The organism is Rhizocola hellebori (genome assembly GCF_016862955.1).
GTDB classification, from domain to species: domain Bacteria; phylum Actinomycetota; class Actinomycetes; order Mycobacteriales; family Micromonosporaceae; genus Rhizocola; species Rhizocola hellebori.
In genome coordinates, this window is the sequence record NZ_BONY01000045.1 from 59,546 (window position 1) to 82,199 (window position 22,654).

Here is a 22,654-nt window from a genome sequence, read left to right on the forward strand (position 1 = left end):
TTGCCACCTAACCGCGTAAAAATGGACGCTAGCAGCCAAGTCTTGGCGCTTGCAAACGGGCGATCTCTACGCGCTGTAACGGGCGTCACCCAGAATCCGCCGCAAGTCGCGGCGCAGGAGAGCCACCGCGATGGCACCGCCGGCCACCGCCGCACCGATGCCGGCCAGCCATCCGTGCGGGAGCACCTGCGCCACCAACAGCCCGGCCACCACCACCGCGACCGACCTTGCGATCGGCCCGAACCAGGCCAGCTGGTGACGCTTGGCAACCGCGCTCAGCGGCCACGCCGCGCTGACCGCCGCGGCGATCAGGTAGGCCAGACCGACCCCGACATCGCCGAAGGCCAGCCCCAGCGGGATCGCCGCGCCGACCCCGGCGAACCAGCCGACCACGGCCGACGACACCGGCACCCGCACCTCACGCGGCGTCCCGCTGGACAGCGCGTTGATCGCGGCCACCGGGGTCACCATGAGATAGGTCGCCAGCAGCAACACCTGCAACACCACCGTGCCATCGGCGAACTGGGGCGGGTAGATCAGCGTGAGGACCTGCCTGGCAAGCATGATCGCCACCACGAACAGCGGCGCGAGGGCCACGAACAGCGCCCGGGTCGACAGGTCGGCCTGACGGCGGATCGATTCCAGGTCCCCCGAGCCGTGAGCGTGGGCCATCGCGGGGAAAAGAGCCATCCCGAGCGCGCGGGGCAGGAAGTAGAGCGGAGCCACCAGGCTCACCGCGGTGACGAAATACTTCACCTCGGCCGGAGTCGTATAGATAGCGGCCAGCAACGGCAACGCCTGCAAGAGCCCAGCACTGGCCAGCCCGCCCAGGCTCGCCATGCCGACATAACCGGCTATCTCCCGCCGTTGCCCCCTCGGCACCACCACTCGCCCACCGGCCACCGCCACCCCAGCACCCAGCCCACCTGCAGCGCCACTGCCCAAAGCGCCTGCGCCGCCAGACGCCGCACCCGGCCCACCGGCGGCGTTCCAGCCCAAGGCGTCCACGCTGCCAGCTGCGCCACCGCTGGCGGCGGCCGATCCGTTGGCCGCCCCGCCGAAGGCCCGCGACTCGCCAGCCGCACCGCCGCTGAAGGTCACGGACTCACCAGCGCTGAGGGCGCTTGGCCTGCTGGCCAGGGTGTCGCGGGAGGTGATTGGGGCGGCGGCGGTGTGGGGGGTGGGTTGTTCGGGGATCCAATTGTCCAATGTGGAGTCTGTGGAGCGGCGCAGGACCAGCCAGGAGCCGATGACCAGCACGGTGTAGCCGAGCGTCAGCGGCATCAGGTAGGCGTGCCAGCCGAATGCCACCACCAGCACGGTCAGTGCGATGGCGGTCACCGAGCCGATCAGCTCCAGGCGGACGTAGGACTCCACCCGGTCGAAGCCGTAAAGGGCCGACTTCTCGATGCTGTAGATCGAGAACGCCACCGTCAGCAGGCCGACCGAGAGCGCGTCAGCGCCCGAGTAGCCGTAGAACAGGCTGCCCGCGCCCACGACCAGGCCGAGCGCCAGCGAGCAGGCGTAGCCGACGATCAGCAGCAGCCGGTACACCGCACGGGCCATCGCCACGTCGGAGCGGCCCAAGTGATAAGGAATGAACTTCGCCGCCGCGCTGGACAGCCCGCCGGGCAGGAACAGGCCCGCCACCATGGTCGAGCCGATGAGGATCCCGACCGCGGTGAAGGTGGACTCGTCTGTGCCGTGGGCCACGAGCGCGCTGTGGACCAGCCGCGTGATCCCCAGCGCGGCGATGGCGAGCATCGACAGCAGACTTGCCCGGATGACCGCCACCCCGCGTCGCACCCCGGACGGGGACGCGGCGGGGGGCATGTCCATGGCGACCTCAGCCACGCCGTTGCGCCAGGCGATCGATGACCTCGTAGTAGTTCTGCTTCTGGTAACGCCAGGTGCGCCCCACCATGACCTCGCGGGCGCGGTCGGCCTGAGCGTTTGCCTTCTCCGGGTCACGGATCAGGCGCAGCATGGCATCGCGCAGGTTCTCCGGACTGGCCGTATCCACGTAGGTGACGGTGTCCTCTGGGAAGTAGCGCTCGATGGTGGCGTTGCGGAACGTGATCACGGGGATGCCCATCACCGCGTACTCCATCAGCTTGTTCGGAAGCACGTTGGACGTCCACGGATCGAGCTGGCTCGCCAGCACCCCGATATGGATGCCCTCCAGCTCCCGGGTCATCTGGCTGACCGGCAGGAGCTTGGTGGGCAACTGCACCGCGTCGGTGAGGTTCAGCTCCTCGACCCGCCGCCGAAGCGGCTCAATCCCATCTCCGCTGCCCCACACCTTCAGCCGCGCTTTGGGCGCTTCCCCATGCATCGACGCGAGCGCCTCGGCGACCTGGACGAGGCCATGTCTCGGGGCCACCAGACCGTGGTACCCGAAAACGACTTCACCGGCTGGATCCCAGGTCTTGAATGGGCGCGGCATGAAGTGACGGTCGTCGGGACAGTTCATGACCGTGGTCACCCGGGTCTTGGTCATGGTGCGAAGCATGTCGGCATAGGGCTCGTGGACCGTGAGCACCTCATTCGCGAACCGAAAGGACGCTCTCTCGCTCAGCCGAATGGCCGACATCAGGGCATTTTTGTTCTCGAACTTCGAGGAGAACAGCTCGGATGTCAGATCGTGGACGTCGAGCAGCACCGGAACCCGCAGCGCCCGCTGCACCGACGCGCAAAAGACGAGAGCCTCGGGCATCGAGTGGGCCTGTACCACGTCAAACTTTCGCGCCCAGCGGGCAAGCCGAGCGGTGGCCCGGGCGGTGAACCCGCCGTACAGCTTGATGTAGGAAAGGCTCGACTCACCCCGGTACTTCTGCGTGGGCAGGTGAACTACGCGCACTCCGTCGACGGTTTCGACGTCGGGCTTGCCCTCGGCATGCAGCGCCACGACGGTGACCTCGTCGCCACGGTCCACGAGCGCCTCCGCCTGCCGGCGCACCCGGGCATCGGAGTCATACTCACTGACCACCACCATGCCGACCCGTAGCGGGCGTCGAACTGCTACATCCACGCAGCCGAGAATAGCGTCTGCAAAATCGGATGCCGCTGTTCCTCCCTGGCGAGGCGGCTCGGCGAATGACAACACATCGATGTAGATCGAAAAGATCGGCTGAGGAACGTCTATCCAGCTTCCTCAACTATGGTAAAGAGCCTAGAGCGGGATGTTGGTGTGCCGGCCCCGGCTGCCAAGGCCCTTCGACACGGCTTCGGCCAAACGGCGGCGGGTCTCCTCGGGTTTGACGATGTCGTCGACGACCCCGATCTCCAGCGCGCGGTCGACGCCACCCGCGGCGCGGGTCTGCTCTTCGATCAGACGCGCCCGCAGCTCCTCGCGGGTCTCGGGCGGCTCGGCCGCCAATTTGCGCCGGTGCAGAATGCCGACCGCGGCACTGGCCCCCATCACCGCCACCTCGGCGGTGGGCCAGGCATAGACCGCAGTCGCGCCCAGCGAGCGCGAGTTCATCGCGATGTAGGCGCCGCCATAGGCCTTGCGGGTCACCAGCGTCACCCGCGGCACCACCGCTTCGGCGAAGGCGTGCAGCAGCTTGGCTCCGCGGCGGACCACGCCTTCGCGCTCCTGGCCCAGGCCCGGCAGGTAGCCGGGGACGTCCACCAGCACGATCAGCGGCACCCCGAACGAGTCGCACATGCGCACGAAGCGGGCTGCTTTCTCCGCGCTGGCCGAGTCGAGGCAGCCGCCGAGCCGCAGCGGGTTGTTGGCGATGACGCCGACGGTGCGGCTTGCCAGCCTGCCCAGGGTGGTGACGATGTTCGGCGCCCATTTGCCGTGCAGCTCGACACCCTGCTCATCGAGAATGGCCTTGATGAGCGGCTTGACGTCGTAAGCCCGGGAGGGCTTGTCCGGCAACAGGGTGCTCAGATCGTTGTCGATGCCGAGCAGCGCGGGCAGCAGGGTTCCCTGCTGGCCAAGCAGGCTGGCGAGCTGGCGAGCGCTGGCGATCGCCGCGGCGTCGTCCTTGGCCGCGATGTGCGCCACACCCGACTGCTTGCCGTGGATGTCCGGGCCGCCCAGCGAGTCCATGTCGACCTGTTCGCCGGTCACGCTTTTGACGACCTCGGGACCGGTGACGAAGATGCGCCCGGCCCCGGACATGATGACGATGTCGGTGAGGGCCGGGCCGTAGGCGGCGCCCCCGGCGGCCGGCCCGAGCACCACGGAGATCTGCGGCACCTTCCCCGAGGCCCGCACGATGGCGGCGAAGACCAGCCCCACCCCGTCGAGCGCGGAAACCCCTTCCGGCAGGCGTGCTCCGCCCGAGTGCCACAGGCCGATGACCGGGATCCGTTCGGCGAGGGCGGCATCTATCGCCGCCACGATGCGCTGACAGCCTTCGACCCCCATCGCGCCGCCCATCCGGCCGGAGTCGGTGGAGAAAGCCACCGCCGGTGCGCCGTCGATCATGCCGCGGGCGGCGAGCACCCCGCACTCATCGATCGGCCCGAGCAGGTGCAGGCTCTCGCTGTCAAACAGATCCCGCAGCCTGATCACCGGGCTCGCGTATTCGACGACTGTCGTTGTCACAGGTCCTCCCTGGGCTTGCCGGCGGCCTTGGCTACTGTCGGCCACTGCTTGAGCACCACCGTGGTGTCGCTGTGGGCCGGGCCGGCCACGGCCGCGTAACGCCCGCTGCCCACCGCCAGAGAACGCACCAGCCACTGCTTCGGGCCGGACCGGCTCAGGCTTTCCACCACGACCTCATCCTGCTCGGGGCGCACATCCAATGTGGATAGACAACGTAGCCCGGTGGCCTTGAATACCGCTTCCTTGCGGGTCCAGCTGCGGTAGAACAGGCTGTGCCGGTCGGCCTTGTCATGGTCGGCGAGCACCTTGCGTTCCGGCTCGCTGAGCGCGAGCGACTCCAGCGCCTCGATGTCGACCGGCCGCGCCACCTCTATATCGACGCCGAGCAGGTGCCTGCCGATGGCCAGCAGCCAATCCTGTCCGGAGTGGGACAGGCTGAACCACAGCGGCGCACCCGCGGTGTGCACCACCGGCCGGCCGCTGGCGGCGCGCCCGCAGGACGGGCAGGTCGCCCGGCCCATCCGCAGCGTGATCGGCGGCGCGTGCAGATATCCGCCCAGAATCTTGCGGGCGGCCGCGTGCGAAGCGGCGAACCGGGCCGCGGTCACCGGGCTCATCCGCAGCCATCGGGCATGTTCCTCTTTGGACAGCATGGCCCAGTCGGCGTAGGTGGTCTCGCGCGGGGCGACACCCTGCCAGACGTGTAGTTCGTTCTCCAGAAGCATGGCACGCCCTCCATCCACGTGTGCTGAATCACATCCAAGTCAGACACCCGCTACTAGATGGCTGGTCGAGCGCCTTTGCGTCCAGGCGACTTCAAGCTCTGCTCCAGACCGCGTCGGCAACCTTCTTGGCGTCAAGCCCAGGTATGAGAAGGGGAACTCAATGAGCAAGCCAACCCAGCTGACCATCGACGATCTTAAGAAGATTATGCGCGAGTGCGCCGGCGAGGACGATGCCGTGAGCCTGGAGGGCGACATCCTCGACACCTCGTTCCTCGACCTCGGCTATGACTCGCTCGCGCTGCTCGAAACCGCCGCTCTGGTCAAGCGGCAGTACGGGGTCACCGTCTCCGACGAGGACCTGCACGGAATCGAGACCCCGCGCGCCTTCCTGACCAAGGTCAACTCTGTATTGGCCCCGGTCTGATGTCCACGCAGGCGAAGGTCGCTCTCGTGACGGGAGCGACCAGCGGGATCGGGCTAGCCTGCACGCAAACACTTGCCCAGCAAGGGTTCGCGGTCTTCGTGGTGGCCCGCAGCGGAGAGAACGTCTCCTCCGTCGTCAAGCAGCTCCGCGAGGACGGCTACGAAGCCGCCGGCGCCGTCGGTGACGTGGCCTCCACCGATTCGGTGAAAGAGGCCGTGGCACAGGCGGTGCAGACCTACGGGCGCATCGACGTGCTCGTCAACAACGCCGGCACGAGCGGCGGCGGCGAGATCCACAAGTTGCAGGAATCGTTGTGGCTCAACGTTGTCAACACCAACCTCAACAGCGTCTTCCGGGTCACCCAGGAGGTGCTGGTGCAGGGCGGCATGCTGGAACGCGGCTGGGGCCGCATCATCAGCATCGCGTCCACCGGAGGTAAGCAAGGCGTGATCTACGCTTCCCCCTATTCGGCCTCCAAGCACGGTGTCGTCGGCTTCACCAAAGCCGTTGGGCTGGAGCTGGCCAAGACCGGGGTGACGGTGAACGCGGTGTGCCCCGGTTACGTGGAAACCCCAATGGCGGTAAAGGTTCGCCAGGGTTACGCCGTGCACTGGGGAGTCACCGAGGAGATCGTGCAGGACAAGTTCGACGCGAAGATCCCGCTCGGGCGCTACTCCACCCCGGAGGAAGTCGCCGGGCTCGTCGGCTACCTGACCACCGACACGGCCGCATCCATCACCGCACAGGCGATCAACGTCTGCGGCGGATTGGGCAATTACTAAGGAGGGGCCGTGACAGTCGCCTCTAGTCGCACCCACGTCACGAGTCACATCATCAACATAAACGCGCCTGCCGAGACGATTTACGGGCTCATCTCCGACGTCACGAAGTGGCCCTACATCTTCTCGCCCACGGTGCACGTGCAGACCATGCAGCTGGACGAGAACAACGAACGCCTGCGGCTGTGGGCCTTCGCCAATGGCGAGGTGCGCACCTGGGCGTCGCGGCGCACGCTCGACCCGGGCTGCCTGCGCATCCGCTTCCATCAGGTGGTGACCTCGCCGCCGGTGGAGTCGATGGGCGGCGAATGGGTCGTCGAGCCGCAGACCGACGGGTCCACCCGGGTGGTGCTGCTGCACGACTTCACCATCATCGACGACGATCCCGAAGCCAGAGCCTTCGTCACCAAAGCGGTGGACACCAACAGCAACGCCGAGCTTGCCTCGCTGAAGAAGGCGGCCGAGTTCGGCGAGGACTTCGACACGCTGGTGCTGACCTTCTCCGAGTCGGTCTATGTCGAAGCCACCGCGGACAAGGTCTACGACTTCCTCTACCGGGCCGACCTCTGGCCGGAGCGGCTGCCGCACGTGGCTCGCCTTGAGCTGACCGAGACCGTACCCAACGTGCAGTCCATGGAAATGGACACCAAGAGCGTTGACGGCTCGATCCACACCACCCGGTCGGTTCGGGTGTGCTTCCCCAACGAGGCCATCGTCTACAAGCAGACCGGCACCCCGGAAATCATGGCGGCGCACACCGGCCGCTGGGACATCCGCGACAACGGAAGCGGAGTGGAGCTCAGCTCCCAGCACACGGTGATGATCCGCCCTGAGGTCGTGCCCAAGGTGCTCGGTCCAAACGGGACGGTGCAGGAAGCCCGCCACAAAATAAAGCACGCCCTGAGCACCAACAGCATGACGACCATGCAGCACGCCAAGAAGGCTGCTGAACAAAGCTGAACGGAGCCGACCATGACGACAGACGCGGCGACGATCTCTCAGCCCGACGCCACCACGTTCCGGGCGGCGATGGCCAGTTTCCCGACCGGAGTCGCGCTGCTGACGCAAGGCACCGGAGCCGAGACCAATGTGATGACCCTCAACTGCTTCGTCTCCGTGTCGTTGCAGCCCTTGCTGATTATGGTCGGCGTGGGCGGCAGCGGCCGGATGCGCGCCCAGGTGTCAAGGCGGCGCAGCTTCGCGGTGAACGTGCTCTCACAGGAACAGCGCGATCTGTCGGCCCGGTTTGCCAGGCCGGACCGGCCCACCGGCGAGGCGGCCATGGTGCACCTGAGCGCGATCGAGGGGATCACCGGCAACGCGGTGCTCCCCTCCGCGGTGGCCTGCTTCGAGTGCCGGCTGCACGCGGAGTACCCGGGCGGCGATCACATTCTGCTCGTCGGCCGGGTGGTCGCCATCCACTGCGAGGACCCGAGCCGGGAGCCGCTGCTGTTTCACCGCAGCCGCTACGCCAGCCTGATCTGAGGAGTCACCCATGGCAAAGATTACCTACAAGTCCTTCGACGGAACCACCACGATCGTGGATGTGCCGGCCGGACGAAGCGTGATGCGCGGTGCTGTGGCCAACGGCATCGCCGGGATCCTGGCCGAATGCGGCGGGGGCGCCACCTGTGGCACCTGCCACGTGTACATCGACGAGGACAACACGGTGCCGTTGCCGCCGATGCTGGACCTGGAGGACGAGCTGCTGGAGGTGACCGCCAGCGAGCGCAAGGACAACAGCCGCCTCGGCTGCCAGATGCCGGTAAGTGAGGACATGGACGGGCTGGTCGTGCACATGCCCGAGCGGCAGTTGTGATGGACGTCGGCGACGTGGTGGTCGTCGGTGGCGGCCAGGCCGGGTTCCAGGTTTGCGTTTCCTTGCGCGACAACGGGTTCACCGGCAAGCTCACGCTCGTGTGCGGTGAGCGGGTGCCGCCCTACCAACGGCCGCCGCTGTCGAAGTCCTTCCTCTACGGCGACGCCGATCTGCCGTTCCGCCCGGACGACTTTTACCCCCAGCACCGCATTGACGTGGTGGAGCGCAGCGCGACCGGCATCGACCGGATAGAGCACAAGGTGCACCTCGATGACGGCCGGCAGCTGCCCTACCACCGGCTCGTGCTGGCCACCGGGGCCTATCCGCGGCTGCTCAACCTGCCCGGATCCCGGCTGCGCGGGGTCACCGCGCTGCGCACGCTGGCCGACGCGGAAATCCTCAAGGGCCAGCTGGAGACCAGCCGCCGTCTCGTGGTGATAGGCGGCGGCTTCATCGGCTTGGAGGTCGCCGCCGCCGCCCGCAAGCTGGACGTGCCGGTCACCGTCATCGAAAGCCTCAGCAGAACCATGGCCCGAGCCGTTTCCATACAGATGTCCACGCATCTGACGCAGGAGCACGGCCGTCAGGGCACCACCGTCCTGGTTGGACGATCGGTCACCGCCTTCGACGGCGACGCCTCGGGCCGGGTCACCAAGGTGGTGCTCGACGACGGGAGCCGTCTGGAGGCCGACCTGGTGGTCGTCGGCGTCGGAGTGGCGCCCGACACCGAGCTGGCCGCGGGGGCGGGCTTGAAAGTCGACAACGGTGTGGTGGTCGACGAATACCTGCGCACCGAGGACGAGACCATCTACGCGATCGGCGACTGCGCGAGCTATCCCAGCGCGCACTCCGGCGGTCAGCGGGTGCGGCTGGAATCGGTGCAGAACGCGGTCGACCACGCCCACTGCGCCGCGGCCAACATCTGTGGCAAGCCGACTCGGTACACGGCCGTGCCGTGGTTCTGGAGCGACCAGTACGGCATCAAACTGCAGATCGCCGGAATCTCCACCGGCTGCGACCAGACGGTCGTCGCTGGAGACCCCGAAGCGGGAAAGTTCTCCGTCTTCTGCTTCCGGCAAGGCAAGCTCATCGCCGTCGAGTCGGCCAACAAGCCGGCCGACCACGTGCTCGCCCGCAGACTCCTGGCCGGCGATCCCGACCTGACGCCACAAGAGGTGGCCACGCCGGGCTTCGACCTCAAGGCCAGACCCAAACCGCCGGTGGGGTAAGCGAAGGGGGCCCGCCGAGGCGGACCCCCTTCGTCTATCACGCACCCAGCAGGGTTTCGGTGAACGGGCCGGCCGAGATTTCGAAGCGCAGCGCCACGTGGCTCGTCGCCGCCACCACATCGCGCCAGAACCGTTGCAGGTCGTTGGTTTCGGCCAGGCCGCTGGTGCCACCGGCCTTCACCAGACCGTTGACCGCGGTCACCAGCAGCTCGGCGGCCAGCGCGGAGTCGCGAGCGCAGCGAGCGGCGGTGGGCCGGGTCACCGGTTGCGTGTCAAGGGTGGCGGCCACCCTCTCGACGAACAGCCGAGCCGCCTCGATTTCCCCCGAAGCGCGCGCCAGGCCCTGCGCCACACCCGGCGAATGCTTCTTGCCGGCCAGAATGGCGATGGTTGTGTTCAAGGCGCCGATCGCGGCGCCGAGGGCGGGCCCGGCGAAGGTGAGGCCGCCGGCCGCGCCGAAGGGCACGTTGTGCGCCGGCGCCGTCGAGTGCTCGTTGCGGCCGGTCATGATGGCCGACCGCTCGAAGGTGAGGTGCGAGGGCACGAACACGTCGTCGACGACGAGCGTGTGGCTGCCCGTCGCCTTCATGCCGACGCTGTCCCACGTCGCCTCGATGGCATACTTTTCCCTTGGTACCGCGAAAAACTTGGCCACACTGGGATCCCCGGCGGGACCGCACAGCAGGGCCCAGTCACCGAATTCGCAGCCGCTCACATAAAGCCAGCGCCCGCCGATGCGGTATCCGCCCTCGACCTCGGTCGCCGAGCCGGAGGCCACCAGCCCCGACACGATGAACCGGTCAGGCCCGTTGCCCCACAACACCTCCTGCCCCGCCACGGGCAGGTAGGCCGCGAAGCGCCCCGAGTAGGCAGAAAGCGAGGCACACCAAGCGGTCGCCGGGCAGCCCTCACCGACGGCGATAACCGCCTGCGTAAGCTCCGCGAACGTGCCTTCGCTGCCGCCCCACTTGGCGGGCACGAAGTGCCGGCTGAACCCCGAGCTGGTCAGGGCTTGCACGACCGCGATGTCCAGTCGCCCGGCACGATCCGCCGCCTGCGCATGCTCGGCGGCGATCGCCTTGAGTTTCTCTGCCAATGGCAGCAATTCCTGCATCGTTCCTCCTACGCGGGCAGTCTTTTCGCCCCAGCATGGCCAGCGGCGGTCGATCGCCGCTCGAGGGCGCACTGGCAATGTCTTCTCATGACCGTCAATGCCGAGCTCTACGCGGAAGTGCAGCAGTTCTATGCCAACCAGATGCGGCTGCTGGACAATCTGAAGATTGAGGACTACGCCGCCACCTTCACCCCCGACGGGTGGATCGAACACGCCCACCGCAACGAGCGGGCCGAGGGACGCGCCACCATGATTGCCGGAATGTATGCGGCACTGCCCCGATACAAAGGTGTCGTGGTGCGCCACTGGTACGACCATCTAGTCATCGAGCCAAGCGACGGCGACTCGCTGAAGGTCTCCTACTACACGCTGGTGACCCGCGTGGACAAGGAGGGCCATGTCGTCTTCGAGCCCACCTTCACCGTCGACGACGTTCTGGTGCGCATCAACGGTGTTCTGCACACGAAGTCCCGGTACATCGTCAAGGACACCCCGACCGACTGAACCGTCCCATCCCCCCGCCGCCGGGCCGCGTCACACACGGCCCGGCGCCTCTTGGTGCGACAGAATGTTTCGGTGAAAGAGCAACCGGACTACAACCTCGACCGCACAGTCTTCTTTTCCGATGCGGTCTTCGCCATCGCCATGACTTTGCTGGCATTGGACCTTCCCCTGCCGGAGGGCGAAACCAACGCGGAGATCTGGCGCAGCTTCGCCGAAAACCTCGATGACGGCTACTTGGCTTTCGTCATCAGCTTTCTGGTGATTGCCATGTTCTGGATCCGGCATCACCGTTTCTTCCAGCGGATCGCGCGCCTGAACACCAGTCTGGTGGTGTTCAACCTGTTGAGTCTGTTCAGCATCATCGTTGTCCCGTTCGCCACCAGAGCGCTTCCCTCGCAAGGAAAATTCAGCCTCGGCCCGATCCTCTACTCGTGCGTGATGCTGCTGTGGGGCTTGGCTTTCGTGCTGATGGTGCGCGCCGCGCAGCGGGGAAGGCTGTGGCGCGACGGCACGCCGAGCTCCACACCGGGCGACCTGATCTTTGGTACCTTCGCCGGCCTGTCCATGTTCGCGGTGTCCATTCCGCTGGCGTTGATCGACCCGCGGTTGGCGCAGGCAAGCTGGGTCCTCATCCCGGTCGTCGCCGCGACCGCCGGCCGGCTCCGGGAGCGGGGGCGCCCTTCCCCTGCGTAACAGAGTTGAAACTCCGCGTTTGTAACGAATAGATTGGTGCTCATGTCAGGGCCCACTCATGACGTATGCCACTAGAGCAAGCCCCGCTGTTACTCAAAGATTGCCCCAGGTTGCTCAATTTGGAGGCTGGGTGCGGTGGAAGACAGGTATGAGGCGTTCATCATGGCGGACCCCGTCTTCTACGACGTCCTGCACGCGCGGCAGGCGGAAAGCAGCCCCTTCGCCGTGGCAGAGCGCGAGCTGCCCGCCGGGTGGAAGCGCACTGAGCAGGATGACTGGCTGGTCTTCTATCCCGCAGACGCGAAGCTGCCCTTGCAGGGCTGGAAGATCCATGTGTCCGCGTGCCTGGACAACGCCGAGAAGGTGCTCGCCGCGGTGTGGGACTACTGCGTGTCGCGCAACATCGAGTTCAAGTTTCTGCGCTCGCACGCTGCCTTGATGGCGCGGGTGTCCAAGTACGCCCCGCGCGGCTACAGCGGCAAGCTCGTGACGATCTATCCCGAGGACGACGCGGCTTGCGAAACGATCCTCAACGAGCTCGGTGAGCTGCTCGAAGGCGAGCCAAGCCCCTACATCCTCAGCGATCTGCGCTGGGGCAAGGGCCCGCTGTTCGTGCGCTACGGCAGCTTTGTCAACCGCTTCATGGTCGGTGACGACGGCCAGCTCGTCGGCGCCATCGCCGATGACACCGGCACTCTGGTGCCGGATCGCCGGGCCCCGGTGTTCTATGTTCCGCCCTGGATCACCCTGCCCGAGTTCCTCGAGCCCCATTTCGCCGCCCGCAACGCCGTGACCATGGCCGATCTGCCCTACGCGATCGAGCGGGTGCTGCACTTCTCCAACGGCGGGGGCATATATGTCGCCAAGGACACGCGCACCGACGAGGAGGTCGTCCTCAAGGAGGCGCGCCCCCACTCCGGGCTCGACGCCCGCCGCCACGATGCGGTGCGCCGGCTGGAGCTTGAATACGAGACGCTGCAACGCTTCGCCGGGATACCCGGCATCCCGGCGGCTCGCGATTTCTTCACCGTCGGCGAGCACAGCTTCCTGGCCATGGACTTCATCGACGGCCTGCCGCTGAACAAGGCGATCGTCCGGCGCTATCCAATGATCAATCTGGACGCTTCCGCCGAAGACTTCGCCGAGTTCGCCACCTGGGCACTGGACATCTACCGCCAGGTCGAGGAGACCGTCGAAGCTATCCACGCGCGCGGATATGTCTATGGCGACCTGCACCTGTTCAACGTGATGGTCCGCGAGGACGGCACGGTCGGCCTGCTCGACTTCGAGGTCGTTGCGCCGGTGGCCGACGCGACCATGCCGGGCCTGGGCAATCAGGGCTTCTCCGCGCCCCGCGGCACCAAGGGCCTCGACGTCGACCGTTACGCGCTCGCCTGCCTTCGCCTGGCCATGTTCCTGCCGATGACCAATGTGCTGTGGCTGTCCCGCGCCAAGGCGAGAGACTTCGCAAAGATCATCAAAGAGCATTTTCCCTTGGTACCCGATGAGTACCTCGCCAAAGCGGTTGACGTCATCGCGCCCGAGAGCGTGGAGATGGTACCCGAGCAGAAATGGGCCCCCGAAGGATGGCCGCAGCTTCGGGAAAACCTGGTCCGCTCGATCGTCGAAAGCGCCACCCCGCAACGCGACGATCGGCTCTTCCCGGGCGACATCCGCACCTACTCCGACGGCGGCGGAATCAGCCTGGCCTACGGCGCGGCCGGCGTGCTCTATGCGCTGTCAGCCACCGGCGCGGGCCAGTTCCCTGAGTTCGAGCAATGGTTGCGGCAACGCGCGCTCAGCCCGAAGGCAGGCACCCCGCCCGGGTTCTATGACGGCCTGCACGGCGCCGCCTTCGCGCTGGATCACCTTGGCTACCAGCAGGATGCTCTCGACCTTCTAGACATATGCCTGGGCGAGAAGTGGGAAACGCTTGGCCTCGACATGCACAGCGGCTTGGCCGGCGTCGGCCTCAACCTGTTGCGATTCGCCGACCGAACGGGCGAGCCGGTGCTGCGTCAAGCCGGGCTGCGCGCTGCCGAGCTGGTGGCCGAGCGGCTGGGAACGGAAGACTCGGTCCCGGAGATCAGCGGCCGCGCGAACCCTTACGCGGGCCTGATGCGCGGCTCGTCCGGCGCGGCCATGCTCCTGATGCGGGCCTACGACGACACCGGCGATGCGACCTACCTCGATCGTGCCGAAGTGGCGCTGCGCCAGGATCTCAGGCGGTGCATCGTGCGCCCGGACGGCGCGCTCGAGGTGAACGAAGGCTGGCGGACCATGCCCTACCTCGACGTCGGCAGTGTGGGCGTGGGGGTGGCGCTGGACGAATTCCTCAAGCGGCGGCACGACGATCGCTTCGCTGAGGCTTCCGGCCAGGCACTGCGCGCCGCTCAATCCATCATGTACATCCTGCCCGGGCTCTTCTCGGGCCGGGCCGGCATCCTGGCCTACCTGGCCGGGCGGGCCGACCTGGAGGCGACGGATCCCTTGGTGCTCAGGCAGATCCACGGGCTGAGCTGGCACGCCCTGCCCCGCGCCGGCGGCATCGCCTTCCCCGGGACAGCGCTGCTGCGGATGTCGATGGATCTCGCGACCGGCACCGCCGGGGTGTTGCTCGCCCTCGGCTGCGCCCTGCACGACAGCCCCGTGCACGTGCCACTGCTCGACCCGATCCAGCGTGCTGACACGCCGGATCCGCAGACCCCCACGCCGACCGGCGTGGGTCAGTGAAACACCCCGATATAAGGAGGCCATCATGGCACTTCTCGACCTGCAGGCGATGGACAGCCCGATCGTCGACATGGCGACCGGCTCCAGCTCCTCCGGCCACTCCTGCACCGCCAGCGACCTGAGTGTCGCGCTCTGCGGCGACCACAGCGTTCTCAGCGTTGCGGCCTGCTTCACCAACTGATAGCGAAACACCGCACCACACCACCAAAAACCGCGGCCCCGGACGACTCGCATTCGCCCGGGCCCGCGGCCTTCTTGATAGACACAAGGATACCCCGTGACGCATTTTGCCGAAATCGTCCGCAAGGGCCGCGGTTGGCTAACCTTGATGGCTATCTGTTCGCTGGCCAGCGCGGGCGTGACCCTTGCCCTGCCGGCCGTGCTGGGCTCGGCGATCGACGCGATCGTGTCCGGCGGGGAGGTCGAGCGAGCGCTGATCATTGCCACCGCTCTGATCGCGCTGGCCGTCGCGACCGATCTCGCGGAGGCCGCCGCCGGTGTGGCCTGTGTCGCCGGAACTACGGCCTGGCTGCGGTTGCGCACTGTGCGGCATCTGCTGTCGCTCAGTGCGCCCACCGTCGCCCGTTTCGAAACCGGTGACCTGGTCAGCCGCGTCTCAGGCAACGCCGTCGACGCGGCTCAGGCCGGGACAAGCCTTGCCGTCACCGCGGTTGGCGTCCTCGCCCCGCTCGGCAGCCTGATCCTGCTCGCTTTGATCGATGTCTGGATCGCGCTTGCCTTCCTGGCCGGGGTTTGGCTGGTGGCCATGGTGCTTCGGGCCTTCACCCGACGCACCACCGCTGTCGCGCTGGGCTATCAGAAGGCGCAGGGCGCCATCGCCACCGGGCTCACCGAGGCGCTTGCCGGAATCCGTACCATCGCCGCGGCAGCTACGGCCGAACAGGAGGAACGGCGGATACTCAGGTCCGTACCGGAACTGAGCGCGCACGGCCGTCGCCTGTGGACGGTGCTGGCGCGCACCAGCGCGCAAGCCACCGTGGTAGGACCGGTGGTGCTGGTCGCTGTACTCGCGGTGGGAGGGTTCGCGCTCACCCAAGGCCGGATCACCCCGGGCGAGCTGTTCGCCGCCAGCCGTTACGCCGTGCTCGGCGCGGGGCTGGGCGGTCTCACCGGCGTGCTCGGCGCCCTGGCCCGAGCCAGGGCGGGCACCAACCGACTTGCCGAGGTGTTCACCCGGCCGTCCACTGCGTACGGCGCGGCGACGCTCCCCACCTCGGCATCGGGCACCTTGCGGTTTCGGCAGGTAAGCGTGAAGTCGTTGCTGCACAACGTTGATCTGACCTTGCCCGGCGGCGCTTCGGTCGCGGTGGTGGGCAGATCCGGCTCAGGCAAGTCGGTGCTCGCGGAGCTTGCTGCCCGGCTCCGCGATCCCGACTCGGGGGCCGTGCTGCTCGACGGCATCCCGTTGCCGGAACTCACCCACCACGAGCTGCGCCGTGCCATTGGCTGCGCCTTTGAACGCCCCCACCTGATCGGCGGCACCGTGGGCGAGGCGATCGCCCTGGGCCGCGATCCGGCTTCAGCCATCCAGGCGGCCCGGTCGGTGCAGGCTCACAGCTTTGTCATCAGGCTTCCTTCTGGGTACCAGACACCGCTGGCCCAAACCCCGATGTCGGGCGGAGAGCGGCAGCGGCTGGGACTCGCCCGCGCCTGGCACGCCGAACGCCTGCTCGTGCTCGACGACGCCACCTCCAGCCTGGACATGGTGACGGAGATGAAAATCGCGCAGGCGCTGCTGGAAGACGACGGCCGTACCCGCCTGATCGTCACCCATCGCGTGCCCACCGCGGCCCGCGCCGATCTCGTCGTATGGCTCGAAGAAGGGCGGGTGCAAGCGATCGCCCCGCATCACCTGCTCTGGCCCGACCCGCGTTACCGGGCCGTTCTGCAACCGGAAACGCCATGACACCGACGCCCCGCCGGCCGGCCTCGCGCGGCGAGCAAAGTCCGGTGGCCTATGGCCTGTCCCGGCTTCGCCGCCGCTCGCTGGTCCGCCTGCTGATCTGGTCGGTGCCGGAGATGCTGCCCGCCGCCCTGATCGGGATCGCCGTGGCCCACGCGGTGGACGACGGGTTTCTGCTTGGCCGCACCGGCGTCGGCCTGGCCTGGCTCGCCGCGGTCATGGCCGCGTCGCTGGTGGGAGCGCTCGGATCGCGGCAGGTGTTGCGCTGCCTGAGCGATTTCGCCGAGCCGCTGCGCGACGATCTCGTGAGGCGAGTGGTGACGGCCGCGTTGCGCCACGGCGTCGCCGGCCGCCCCGACGATGGCGCGGTGGCTCGCCTCACCCGCCAGGTCGAGGTGGTCAGGGACACCTACGCTGGGCTGATCCTGGCCGCACGAGCCTTTCTCACGAGCCTGATCGGCACCGCGGCTGGCCTGGTGTCGCTGGCCCCCATCCTGCTGGCGCTCATCGTTCCGCTGGTCGCCGTGGGCTTTCTCGCGTTCCTGGCCACCCTTCCGCTCGCCGCGCAACGTTTGCGGGAGTCGGTCTACGCCGATGAGGAGCTCGCCACCGCCACCGGCACCGTCCTGACCGGTGCTCGCGACGTGATCGCTTGCGGGGCGCAGGATCCCGTCCTGACGATGATCGCCGAACCGGTCGAGCGCCAGGCCGCAGCGGAACGGGCCCTGGCCGCGCCGGCCATGCTGCGCACCGCCTGCTTCGCCATCGCGGGCTGGGCACCGCTCATCGTGGTGCTCGCGGCAGGGCCGTGGCTGGTCGCCCGGGGCCTGACCGCGGGCGAGATCATGGGGGGCCTCACCTATGTGCTCTTCGGGTTGCAGCCGGCCGTCAGCAAGCTGATGTCCGGTCTGGGCGGCAGCGGGCTGCGCTTCCTGGTGACGCTCAAACGGATCCTCGACGTCACCAACGCCGATCCACCTGCGCCGCCCCCGGCCGGCAGCGGCGATGGGCTCGAGCTGCGCCGGGTGACCTTCGCCTACGGCCCGCACTCCGAACCCGTGCTGCACGACCTCGATCTCGTCGTCGCCCCCGGTGAGCATCTCGCCGTGATCGGCCCCAGCGGGATCGGCAAATCCACCCTGGCCGCGATCCTATGTGGACTGTTGACGCCCGGCAGCGGATCGGTTCGGCATGGCGGGGGTTGCATGCTCATTCCGCAGGAGGCCTACGTTTTCGGCGGCACCCTCCGGGAGAACCTCAGCTACCTGCGCCCGGCCGCCACCGACGGCGAAATCCGCGCCGCCGCGGAGGCGGTCGGTGCCCGGGATCTGCTTTCGCGGCTCGGCGGCCTCGACGCCTTGGTGGTCCCCGGGCGCCTTTCCGCCGGAGAGCGACAGCTCATCGCGTTGGCCCGGTCCTACCTGAGCTCGGCGCCGATCGCCATCCTCGATGAGGCCACCTGCCATCTCGACCCTGAGGCCGAATGCCTGGCCGAGCAGGCATTCGCGGCCCAGGGCCGGACGCTGATCGTCATCGCCCACCGGGTGAGTTCTGCGCTACGCGCCCCAAGAGTGTTGGTACTGGACGGTACTCACGCCCTCGCCGCCGATCACGCGACCTTGGCTGCCAGCTCAGCGCTTTATCGTGAGCTGCTTGGCCATTGGACCGCACCCGGCAAGGCCGGCTCAGATCCAGCCCGCCTCCTGGGCGAGCCGGATGGCTTCGATCCGCGTGCGGGCACCCGTCTTCGTCAGCACCCGGGACAGATGATTGCGAACGGTGCCGTAGCTGAGAAACAGCTTGGCCCCGATATCGCGAGCCGTTAACCCCGCCTCGGCGAGCTGAAGCACCTCCTTCTCCCGCTCGGTCAGCGGATTGTTCACCGCCACCAGCGCGGCGCGGGCAAGCTCCGCATCGAGAACCATTTCCCCGCGGGTCATCTTGCGCACCCCGTCGATGAGCGCTTCCGGCGTCGATTCCGTAGTAATCAGCCCGATTCGTGGCACGAGCGTGGCCAGCTCCCCGCTGCGGCATGAGGCTGAACGCCTTTCCGCCACCATCAGGACGAGGCACTGCGAAGCAAGATCTTTGCAGAGTTCAGTCATCGGTGTGCTTGTCGGCAGATCAAAGTCGAGCACGACAATGTCCGGCCGTTTTTGGCGAACCTGCTCCCCCAGGTCGTCACCGCGAGCTGAACACCACACCACCTCGAGGTCGTCCTTCTGATTCAAAATTGCGGCCAGCGCCCCACGCGTCAAGCCGCTCTGATGTGCCAGTGCAACCTTTATCACAGGTCAAATTCCCCAGTCTCAGCTGACTAAAACCAGCGGCGGACTGTGTCTGTGGCCCCTGCACACGACACTTCGCGCAATCAATACCTCCGCACACATGTATGTGTAGACCAAATCTACACCGTCAACGCCATGGCGTGGGTGCCTCGATTACTCCATTAATTGAACGTTTCAGATGTGTCGACAAAAGGACGGCCGGCCCGGAAGGGGGGCCGGGCCGGCCGTTGGTGCTGGGGAGCTGCCTATTTGGAGCCGGCCAGGGCGGGCTCTTTGGCCTCGATCGGAGGCTGGGATTCGGGTGCCGGTCTGGGTTTGGCCGGAACGAAAAGGGCACAGGTAAAGCCCACGCAGGCGATCCCGGCGAGGATGAAGAAGGCCAAGCCGTAGCCGGCCGCGGTGGCGGAGATCTCGGCAGTGCCGGAAGCGATCAGGTTGTTGGTGTAGACGGCGGTGACGGCCACGATGACGGCGAGGCTCAGCGCCACCCCCAGCTGGCGGGTGGTGTTGATGAGACCCGAGGCGAGTCCCTGCAGCTGCCAGGGCAGGCCGGCGGTCCCGGCGATGGTGCCGGCGGCGATGACCATGCCTTCGCCCAGACCGATCAGGAGCGTGGGACCAAGCAGGTCAGCGGCAAAGCTGGAGGTTTCGTCGGCGAAGCCGAGCCAGGCCAGCCCGGCACCGGTCAGGATGAATCCGGCCAGCAGGATCGGGCGCGGGCCGAAGCGGTTGACCGCTGGGGCGCAGGCACGCGCGGTGACAAAGGTGCCCAGGGCGAGCGGCAGGTAGGACAGGCCCACGGCGAAGCCGTCCATGTGCAGGATGCCCATCATCAACAGGGTGGCGTAGAAGAAGGTCACGCCGAAGGCGCCGCTGGCGAAAAGGGCGGCGCCGTTGGCGGCCGAGACCGAGCGGTTGCGGAAGATGCTCAGCGGGACAAGCGGTTGCGAGGCCAGCTTGGCCTGGTCGACCACGAAGAAGGCGAGCAGCGCGACGCCGATGACCAGGGCGGAGACGACCTCGCTCGACCCCCACCCCGCCGAGGTGCTCTGGGTGATGCCGTAGACGAGCGCGACGAGACCCAGCGTCACCGAGATCGCGCCGGCCCAATCGAGTTTGCCCCTGACGTCCGACTTCTGCTCGGTCACCACCAGTGCGGTGACCGCGAGCAGGATCAGTCCAATGGGGACGTTGATGAGCTCGACCCAGCGCCAGCCGATCATGCCCGTGATCGCGCCGCCGATCAGCGCGCCCACCGCGCCACCGCCCCCGCCGAACGCGGCCCACAGGCCGAAGGCCTTGGCCCGCCGGGCAGGTTCGGTGAAAGTGGTGCCCAGCACGGCCAGCGTGGCCGGCACCATGATCGCGGCACCGAGACCGACCAGCCCGCGCGCCAGCACCAGCGTGAGCTGGTTGACCGCAAGGCCAGCCACGAGGCTTGCGGCCGTGAAGATGCCGGTGCCCACCAGGAAGGTGCGGCGGCGCCCGAACAGGTCTGCCGCTCTGCCGCCGAGCAGCAGGAACCCACTCAGCACGATGGTGTAGAGGCTCACTACCCACTGCAGGCCGCTGGGGTCGAAATGCAGCGCCTGGGAGATCTCCCAGAGCGCCACATTGATCGAGGCCGCGTCGAGAACCATGAGAAACTGGCCCAGGCAGCAGGCGGTGAGCACCAGACCCAGCCTGGACGGCTTGACGTCGCTTCCGCTCATTTCTTCCGTGCCTGCCTCTCTACAGTTGAACCACAACGTTTCCGCTGTACTGCCGGTCAAGCAGCGCGATCAGCGCGTCGGGCGCGTTGGTGATCCCGCCTTCGACCATGGTGTGGGGGTAAACGAATCGGCCCTCGATGAGCCACCGCGAGAAGTGCTCGTTCCAGGTGTCGACCTGCTCAGGTGTGTGGTAGCAGGCGAAGCCGCGAATGGACAGCTGCTTGGCGATGGCCGTCATGACATCCAGCTTGGTGTCGGCGGTGCCGAGCTGACCGGAAAGTGAGCCGCAAAGCGCGAAGCGGGCGAACGGCGTGGCCACCTGGACGGCAGCTTCGAACTGCTCGCCGCCGACGTTGTCGAAGAAGACCGAGATTCCCTCCGGCGCCAGCGCCTTCAGCTGATCGAGAACCGGACCGTCGTGGTAGTCGAAGGCGCTGTCGAAGCCGAGGCCCTCGATGAGGTAGTCCACCTTGGCCTTGCTGCCGGTACTGCCGATCACCCGCTTGGCGCCCAGCGCCTTGGCGATCTGGCCGGCCACGGAGCCGACGCCGGTGGTCGCGCCCGAGACGAAGACGGTGTCGCCCTCGCGCACGCCGGCGACGTCGACCATTCCCTGCCACGCGGTCGGCCCGTTGCACAGGAAGTAGGAGGAGTCCGGGAACAGATCACGGTCGACCTTGCGGAACGCCTGGGCGGGCCCGCTGGCGTGTTCGCGCCAGCCGAAGAAATGCTCAACGAGGTCGCCCTCGCTCAGCGTGGGGCTGTTCGAGGCCACCACCGTGCCAACCGCGCGCCCGTAAAGCGCCTGGCCGATCTGGAAACCCGGGATCGGCAACGTTGGTTGCTCATTCATCAGGTCGCGGTATGCGGAAGCCATCAGCATCCACTCGTTGCGGACCAGCACCTCGCCCTCGCCTGGCTGCCCCAGCTCGACCTCGACCAGGGCCATGTTGGCCAGGGTGAGGTCGCCTTGCGGGCGAGAGGCGAGAGAAACCTGTCGCGTTGTTGTCATGAGCGGCATCGTGCAAAAGCCGTCTCCACTAGTGCTAAAGCGGAAGTGGAGCCTCCAACATCAATATCGTCGCATGGACATCTACGTCGAGGTTCAGAAGTTCTATGCGCGCCAGCTCCCCTTGCTGGAGGAGCGACGCGTGGAGGAATATGTCCAGACCTTTACAGAAAACGGGTCGTTTGAGCATGCCTCCGGTCTGTTCAAGCTGCACGGCCGCACCGAGCTGACCGCGGGGATCACCCCGAGCCTGGAGCATTACGGCGACAGCGTTTTCCGGCACTGGGTGGGCGCGCTTCAGGTCAGCGAAACCGGCGACGATCTTCACGTCCGGTTCACCGCCATCGTCAGCGTGACGGCTCAAAACGGTCAGGTCACCTTCGAGCCCAGCTGCACGGTCGCCGACGTCCTGGTCCGGCAGCACGGACAACTGCTGGTCAAGTCACGTGTGCTCCAGCACGACGTGGCTGACATGGCACGGGTCTGGGCAGGCCAGCTCGACGGCAAGTAGATTACCGTTGTGGCGATTAGGGTTATGTTGGCTGAGGACATGCACATGGTGCGTGGCGCCCTCGTCGCCTTGCTAGAGCTCGAATCCGATATAGACGTGGTGGCCGAGGTCGCGTCGGGCGATGACATCATGCCCACCGCGCTGCAGTGCACGCCCGACGTCGCCGTGATCGACATAGATCTCCCCGGCATCGATGGTCTGACCGCGGCCAGCGCCCTCCACGAACACCTACCCAGCTGCCGCACGCTGATCCTGACCAGCCTCGGCCGGCCGGGCACCCTGCGACGAGCGCTTTCTGCCAAAGTCGGCGGATTCATCCTCAAGGATGCCCCTTCCCGCGACCTCGCCGAAGCGATCCGCCGGGTGGCGGCCGGCCAGCGCGTGGTCGACAGCAACCTGGCGCTCGCGGCATGGGACAGCGTCGAATGCCCGCTGACCGATCGCGAGATCGACGTGCTGCGGCTGGCCGCGGACGGCGCCGAGGCGCCCGAGATAGCCGCAAGACTGTTTCTTTCCACCGGCACGGTGCGCAACTATCTCTCCGCGATCGCGACAAAACTCAACGCCCGCAACCGCGTCGACGCAATCCGCATCGCCACCGAGTCCGGCTGGCTCTAATATTGGCG

At 67.2% G+C, this 22,654-nt stretch carries 21 protein-coding genes and 1 pseudogene; 14 read left to right on the plus strand and 8 right to left on the minus strand.

The features are described 5' to 3' along the window. Positions 1-66: 66 nt before the first annotated feature. The 4 genes from Rhe02_RS30845 to Rhe02_RS30860 form a co-directional block, all read right to left on the minus strand. Positions 67-1,854, minus strand: coding sequence for a lipopolysaccharide biosynthesis protein (locus Rhe02_RS30845; RefSeq protein ID WP_203911924.1), 1,788 nt, complete (start codon positions 1,852-1,854; stop codon positions 67-69). Next, the gene (locus tag Rhe02_RS30850) at positions 1,847-3,031 is read right to left on the minus strand and encodes a glycosyltransferase (protein ID WP_203911925.1); all 1,185 of its coding nucleotides are present in this window, start codon (positions 3,029-3,031) and stop codon (positions 1,847-1,849) included. The genes Rhe02_RS30845 and Rhe02_RS30850 overlap by 8 nt, the downstream gene beginning before the upstream one ends. Before the next feature lie 141 nt (positions 3,032-3,172). Beyond that, positions 3,173-4,564: an acyl-CoA carboxylase subunit beta gene (locus Rhe02_RS30855; protein ID WP_203911926.1), complete on the minus strand. Its 1,392-nt coding sequence runs from the start codon at positions 4,562-4,564 to the stop codon at positions 3,173-3,175. Further along, positions 4,561-5,289: a 4'-phosphopantetheinyl transferase family protein gene (locus Rhe02_RS30860; RefSeq protein WP_203911927.1), complete on the minus strand. Its 729-nt coding sequence runs from the start codon at positions 5,287-5,289 to the stop codon at positions 4,561-4,563. Before Rhe02_RS30860 ends, Rhe02_RS30855 begins: the two co-directional genes overlap by 4 nt. A 160-nt stretch (positions 5,290-5,449) precedes the next feature. Between Rhe02_RS30860 and Rhe02_RS30865 the strand changes: the two genes are divergently transcribed. Genes Rhe02_RS30865 through Rhe02_RS30890 form a run of 6 tightly spaced genes read left to right on the plus strand, consistent with a single transcriptional unit; the run spans position 5,450 to position 9,540 of the window. Beyond that, positions 5,450-5,713 (plus strand): acyl carrier protein, encoded by a 264-nt coding sequence (locus Rhe02_RS30865; RefSeq protein WP_203911928.1) that lies wholly within the window; start codon positions 5,450-5,452, stop codon positions 5,711-5,713. Beyond that, positions 5,710-6,495 (plus strand): SDR family NAD(P)-dependent oxidoreductase, encoded by a 786-nt coding sequence (locus tag Rhe02_RS30870; RefSeq protein WP_203911949.1) that lies wholly within the window; start codon positions 5,710-5,712, stop codon positions 6,493-6,495. The genes Rhe02_RS30865 and Rhe02_RS30870 overlap by 4 nt, the downstream gene beginning before the upstream one ends. Positions 6,496-6,504: 9 nt before the next feature. Then, positions 6,505-7,452 (plus strand): aromatase/cyclase, encoded by a 948-nt coding sequence (locus Rhe02_RS30875; protein ID WP_203911929.1) that lies wholly within the window; start codon positions 6,505-6,507, stop codon positions 7,450-7,452. 12 nt (positions 7,453-7,464) lie between these two features. After that, positions 7,465-7,977 carry a flavin reductase family protein gene (locus tag Rhe02_RS30880; RefSeq protein ID WP_203911930.1) on the plus strand — a complete coding sequence of 171 codons (513 nt, stop codon included), beginning with the start codon at positions 7,465-7,467 and terminating at the stop codon, positions 7,975-7,977. A gap of 10 nt (positions 7,978-7,987) precedes the next feature. Beyond that, positions 7,988-8,311: a 2Fe-2S iron-sulfur cluster-binding protein gene (locus Rhe02_RS30885; RefSeq protein WP_203911931.1), complete on the plus strand. Its 324-nt coding sequence runs from the start codon at positions 7,988-7,990 to the stop codon at positions 8,309-8,311. After that, positions 8,311-9,540: an NAD(P)/FAD-dependent oxidoreductase gene (locus tag Rhe02_RS30890; RefSeq protein ID WP_203911932.1), complete on the plus strand. Its 1,230-nt coding sequence runs from the start codon at positions 8,311-8,313 to the stop codon at positions 9,538-9,540. Before Rhe02_RS30885 ends, Rhe02_RS30890 begins: the two co-directional genes overlap by 1 nt. 37 nt (positions 9,541-9,577) lie before the next feature. Here the strand turns inward: Rhe02_RS30890 and Rhe02_RS30895 are convergent, their stop codons facing one another. Next, positions 9,578-10,654: an acyl-CoA dehydrogenase family protein gene (locus Rhe02_RS30895; RefSeq protein ID WP_203911933.1), complete on the minus strand. Its 1,077-nt coding sequence runs from the start codon at positions 10,652-10,654 to the stop codon at positions 9,578-9,580. A gap of 87 nt (positions 10,655-10,741) precedes the next feature. Between Rhe02_RS30895 and Rhe02_RS30900 the strand changes: the two genes are divergently transcribed. The 6 genes from Rhe02_RS30900 to Rhe02_RS30925 all read left to right on the plus strand — a co-directional run bounded on the left by Rhe02_RS30900 (position 10,742) and on the right by Rhe02_RS30925 (position 18,334). Then, on the plus strand, positions 10,742-11,158 hold the full coding sequence (locus Rhe02_RS30900) for a nuclear transport factor 2 family protein (protein WP_203911934.1): 417 nt from the start codon (positions 10,742-10,744) through the stop codon (positions 11,156-11,158). 72 nt (positions 11,159-11,230) lie between these two features. After that, on the plus strand, positions 11,231-11,851 hold the full coding sequence (locus Rhe02_RS30905) for a TMEM175 family protein (protein ID WP_203911935.1): 621 nt from the start codon (positions 11,231-11,233) through the stop codon (positions 11,849-11,851). A gap of 135 nt (positions 11,852-11,986) precedes the next feature. Next, on the plus strand, positions 11,987-14,584 hold the full coding sequence (lanKC, locus tag Rhe02_RS30910; protein ID WP_203911936.1) for a class III lanthionine synthetase LanKC: 2,598 nt from the start codon (positions 11,987-11,989) through the stop codon (positions 14,582-14,584). Positions 14,585-14,609: 25 nt separating this feature from the next. Next, positions 14,610-14,765: a SapB/AmfS family lanthipeptide gene (locus Rhe02_RS30915; RefSeq protein ID WP_203911937.1), complete on the plus strand. Its 156-nt coding sequence runs from the start codon at positions 14,610-14,612 to the stop codon at positions 14,763-14,765. 96 nt (positions 14,766-14,861) lie between these two features. Further along, complete coding sequence (locus tag Rhe02_RS30920; RefSeq protein ID WP_203911938.1) at positions 14,862-16,511, plus strand: ABC transporter ATP-binding protein; 1,650 nt, start codon at positions 14,862-14,864, stop codon at positions 16,509-16,511. Further along, positions 16,508-18,334, plus strand: coding sequence for an ABC transporter ATP-binding protein (locus Rhe02_RS30925; protein WP_203911939.1), 1,827 nt, complete (start codon positions 16,508-16,510; stop codon positions 18,332-18,334). Before Rhe02_RS30920 ends, Rhe02_RS30925 begins: the two co-directional genes overlap by 4 nt. On the opposite strand, the pseudogene Rhe02_RS50795 reads toward Rhe02_RS30925, so the two are convergent. The 3 genes and pseudogenes from Rhe02_RS50795 to Rhe02_RS30935 all read right to left on the minus strand — a co-directional run. Continuing rightward, a pseudogene (locus Rhe02_RS50795) lies at positions 18,275-18,613 on the minus strand (helix-turn-helix transcriptional regulator); the annotation flags it as partial. The gene Rhe02_RS30925 and the pseudogene Rhe02_RS50795 overlap by 60 nt on opposite strands. Positions 18,614-19,041: 428 nt before the next feature. Then, a complete protein-coding gene (locus Rhe02_RS30930) occupies positions 19,042-20,508 on the minus strand; it encodes an MFS transporter (RefSeq protein WP_203911940.1) in 1,467 nt (488 codons plus the stop codon). A 19-nt stretch (positions 20,509-20,527) separates the two neighbouring features. Next, positions 20,528-21,520, minus strand: coding sequence for an MDR family NADP-dependent oxidoreductase (locus tag Rhe02_RS30935; RefSeq protein ID WP_203911941.1), 993 nt, complete (start codon positions 21,518-21,520; stop codon positions 20,528-20,530). A 73-nt stretch (positions 21,521-21,593) separates the two neighbouring features. Between Rhe02_RS30935 and Rhe02_RS30940 the strand changes: the two genes are divergently transcribed. Further along, positions 21,594-22,028, plus strand: a complete 435-nt coding sequence (locus Rhe02_RS30940; RefSeq protein ID WP_203911942.1) for a nuclear transport factor 2 family protein — start codon at positions 21,594-21,596, stop codon at positions 22,026-22,028. A 9-nt stretch (positions 22,029-22,037) separates the two neighbouring features. Beyond that, positions 22,038-22,646, plus strand: a complete 609-nt coding sequence (locus tag Rhe02_RS30945; protein ID WP_239124158.1) for a response regulator transcription factor — start codon at positions 22,038-22,040, stop codon at positions 22,644-22,646. Positions 22,647-22,654: the final 8 nt, after the last annotated feature.

Excerpts from the sequence above, each read along its gene's own strand:
- Rhe02_RS30915 (WP_203911937.1), top strand. The coding sequence starts at position 14,610 with ATGGCACTTCTCGACCTGCAGGCGATGGACAGCCCGATCGTCGACATG.
- Rhe02_RS30925 (WP_203911939.1), top strand. The coding sequence starts at position 16,508 with ATGACACCGACGCCCCGCCGGCCGGCCTCGCGCGGCGAGCAAAGTCCG.
- Rhe02_RS30880 (WP_203911930.1), top strand. The coding sequence starts at position 7,465 with ATGACGACAGACGCGGCGACGATCTCTCAGCCCGACGCCACCACGTTC.
- Rhe02_RS30885 (WP_203911931.1), top strand. The coding sequence starts at position 7,988 with ATGGCAAAGATTACCTACAAGTCCTTCGACGGAACCACCACGATCGTG.
- Rhe02_RS30895 (WP_203911933.1), bottom strand. The coding sequence starts at position 10,654 with ATGCAGGAATTGCTGCCATTGGCAGAGAAACTCAAGGCGATCGCCGCC.
- Rhe02_RS30940 (WP_203911942.1), top strand. The coding sequence starts at position 21,594 with ATGGACATCTACGTCGAGGTTCAGAAGTTCTATGCGCGCCAGCTCCCC.
- Rhe02_RS30930 (WP_203911940.1), bottom strand. The coding sequence starts at position 20,508 with ATGAGCGGAAGCGACGTCAAGCCGTCCAGGCTGGGTCTGGTGCTCACC.
- Rhe02_RS30935 (WP_203911941.1), bottom strand. The coding sequence starts at position 21,520 with ATGACAACAACGCGACAGGTTTCTCTCGCCTCTCGCCCGCAAGGCGAC.
- Rhe02_RS30890 (WP_203911932.1), top strand. The coding sequence starts at position 8,311 with ATGGACGTCGGCGACGTGGTGGTCGTCGGTGGCGGCCAGGCCGGGTTC.
- Rhe02_RS30900 (WP_203911934.1), top strand. The coding sequence starts at position 10,742 with ATGACCGTCAATGCCGAGCTCTACGCGGAAGTGCAGCAGTTCTATGCC.
- Rhe02_RS30860 (WP_203911927.1), bottom strand. The coding sequence starts at position 5,289 with ATGCTTCTGGAGAACGAACTACACGTCTGGCAGGGTGTCGCCCCGCGC.
- Rhe02_RS30865 (WP_203911928.1), top strand. The coding sequence starts at position 5,450 with ATGAGCAAGCCAACCCAGCTGACCATCGACGATCTTAAGAAGATTATG.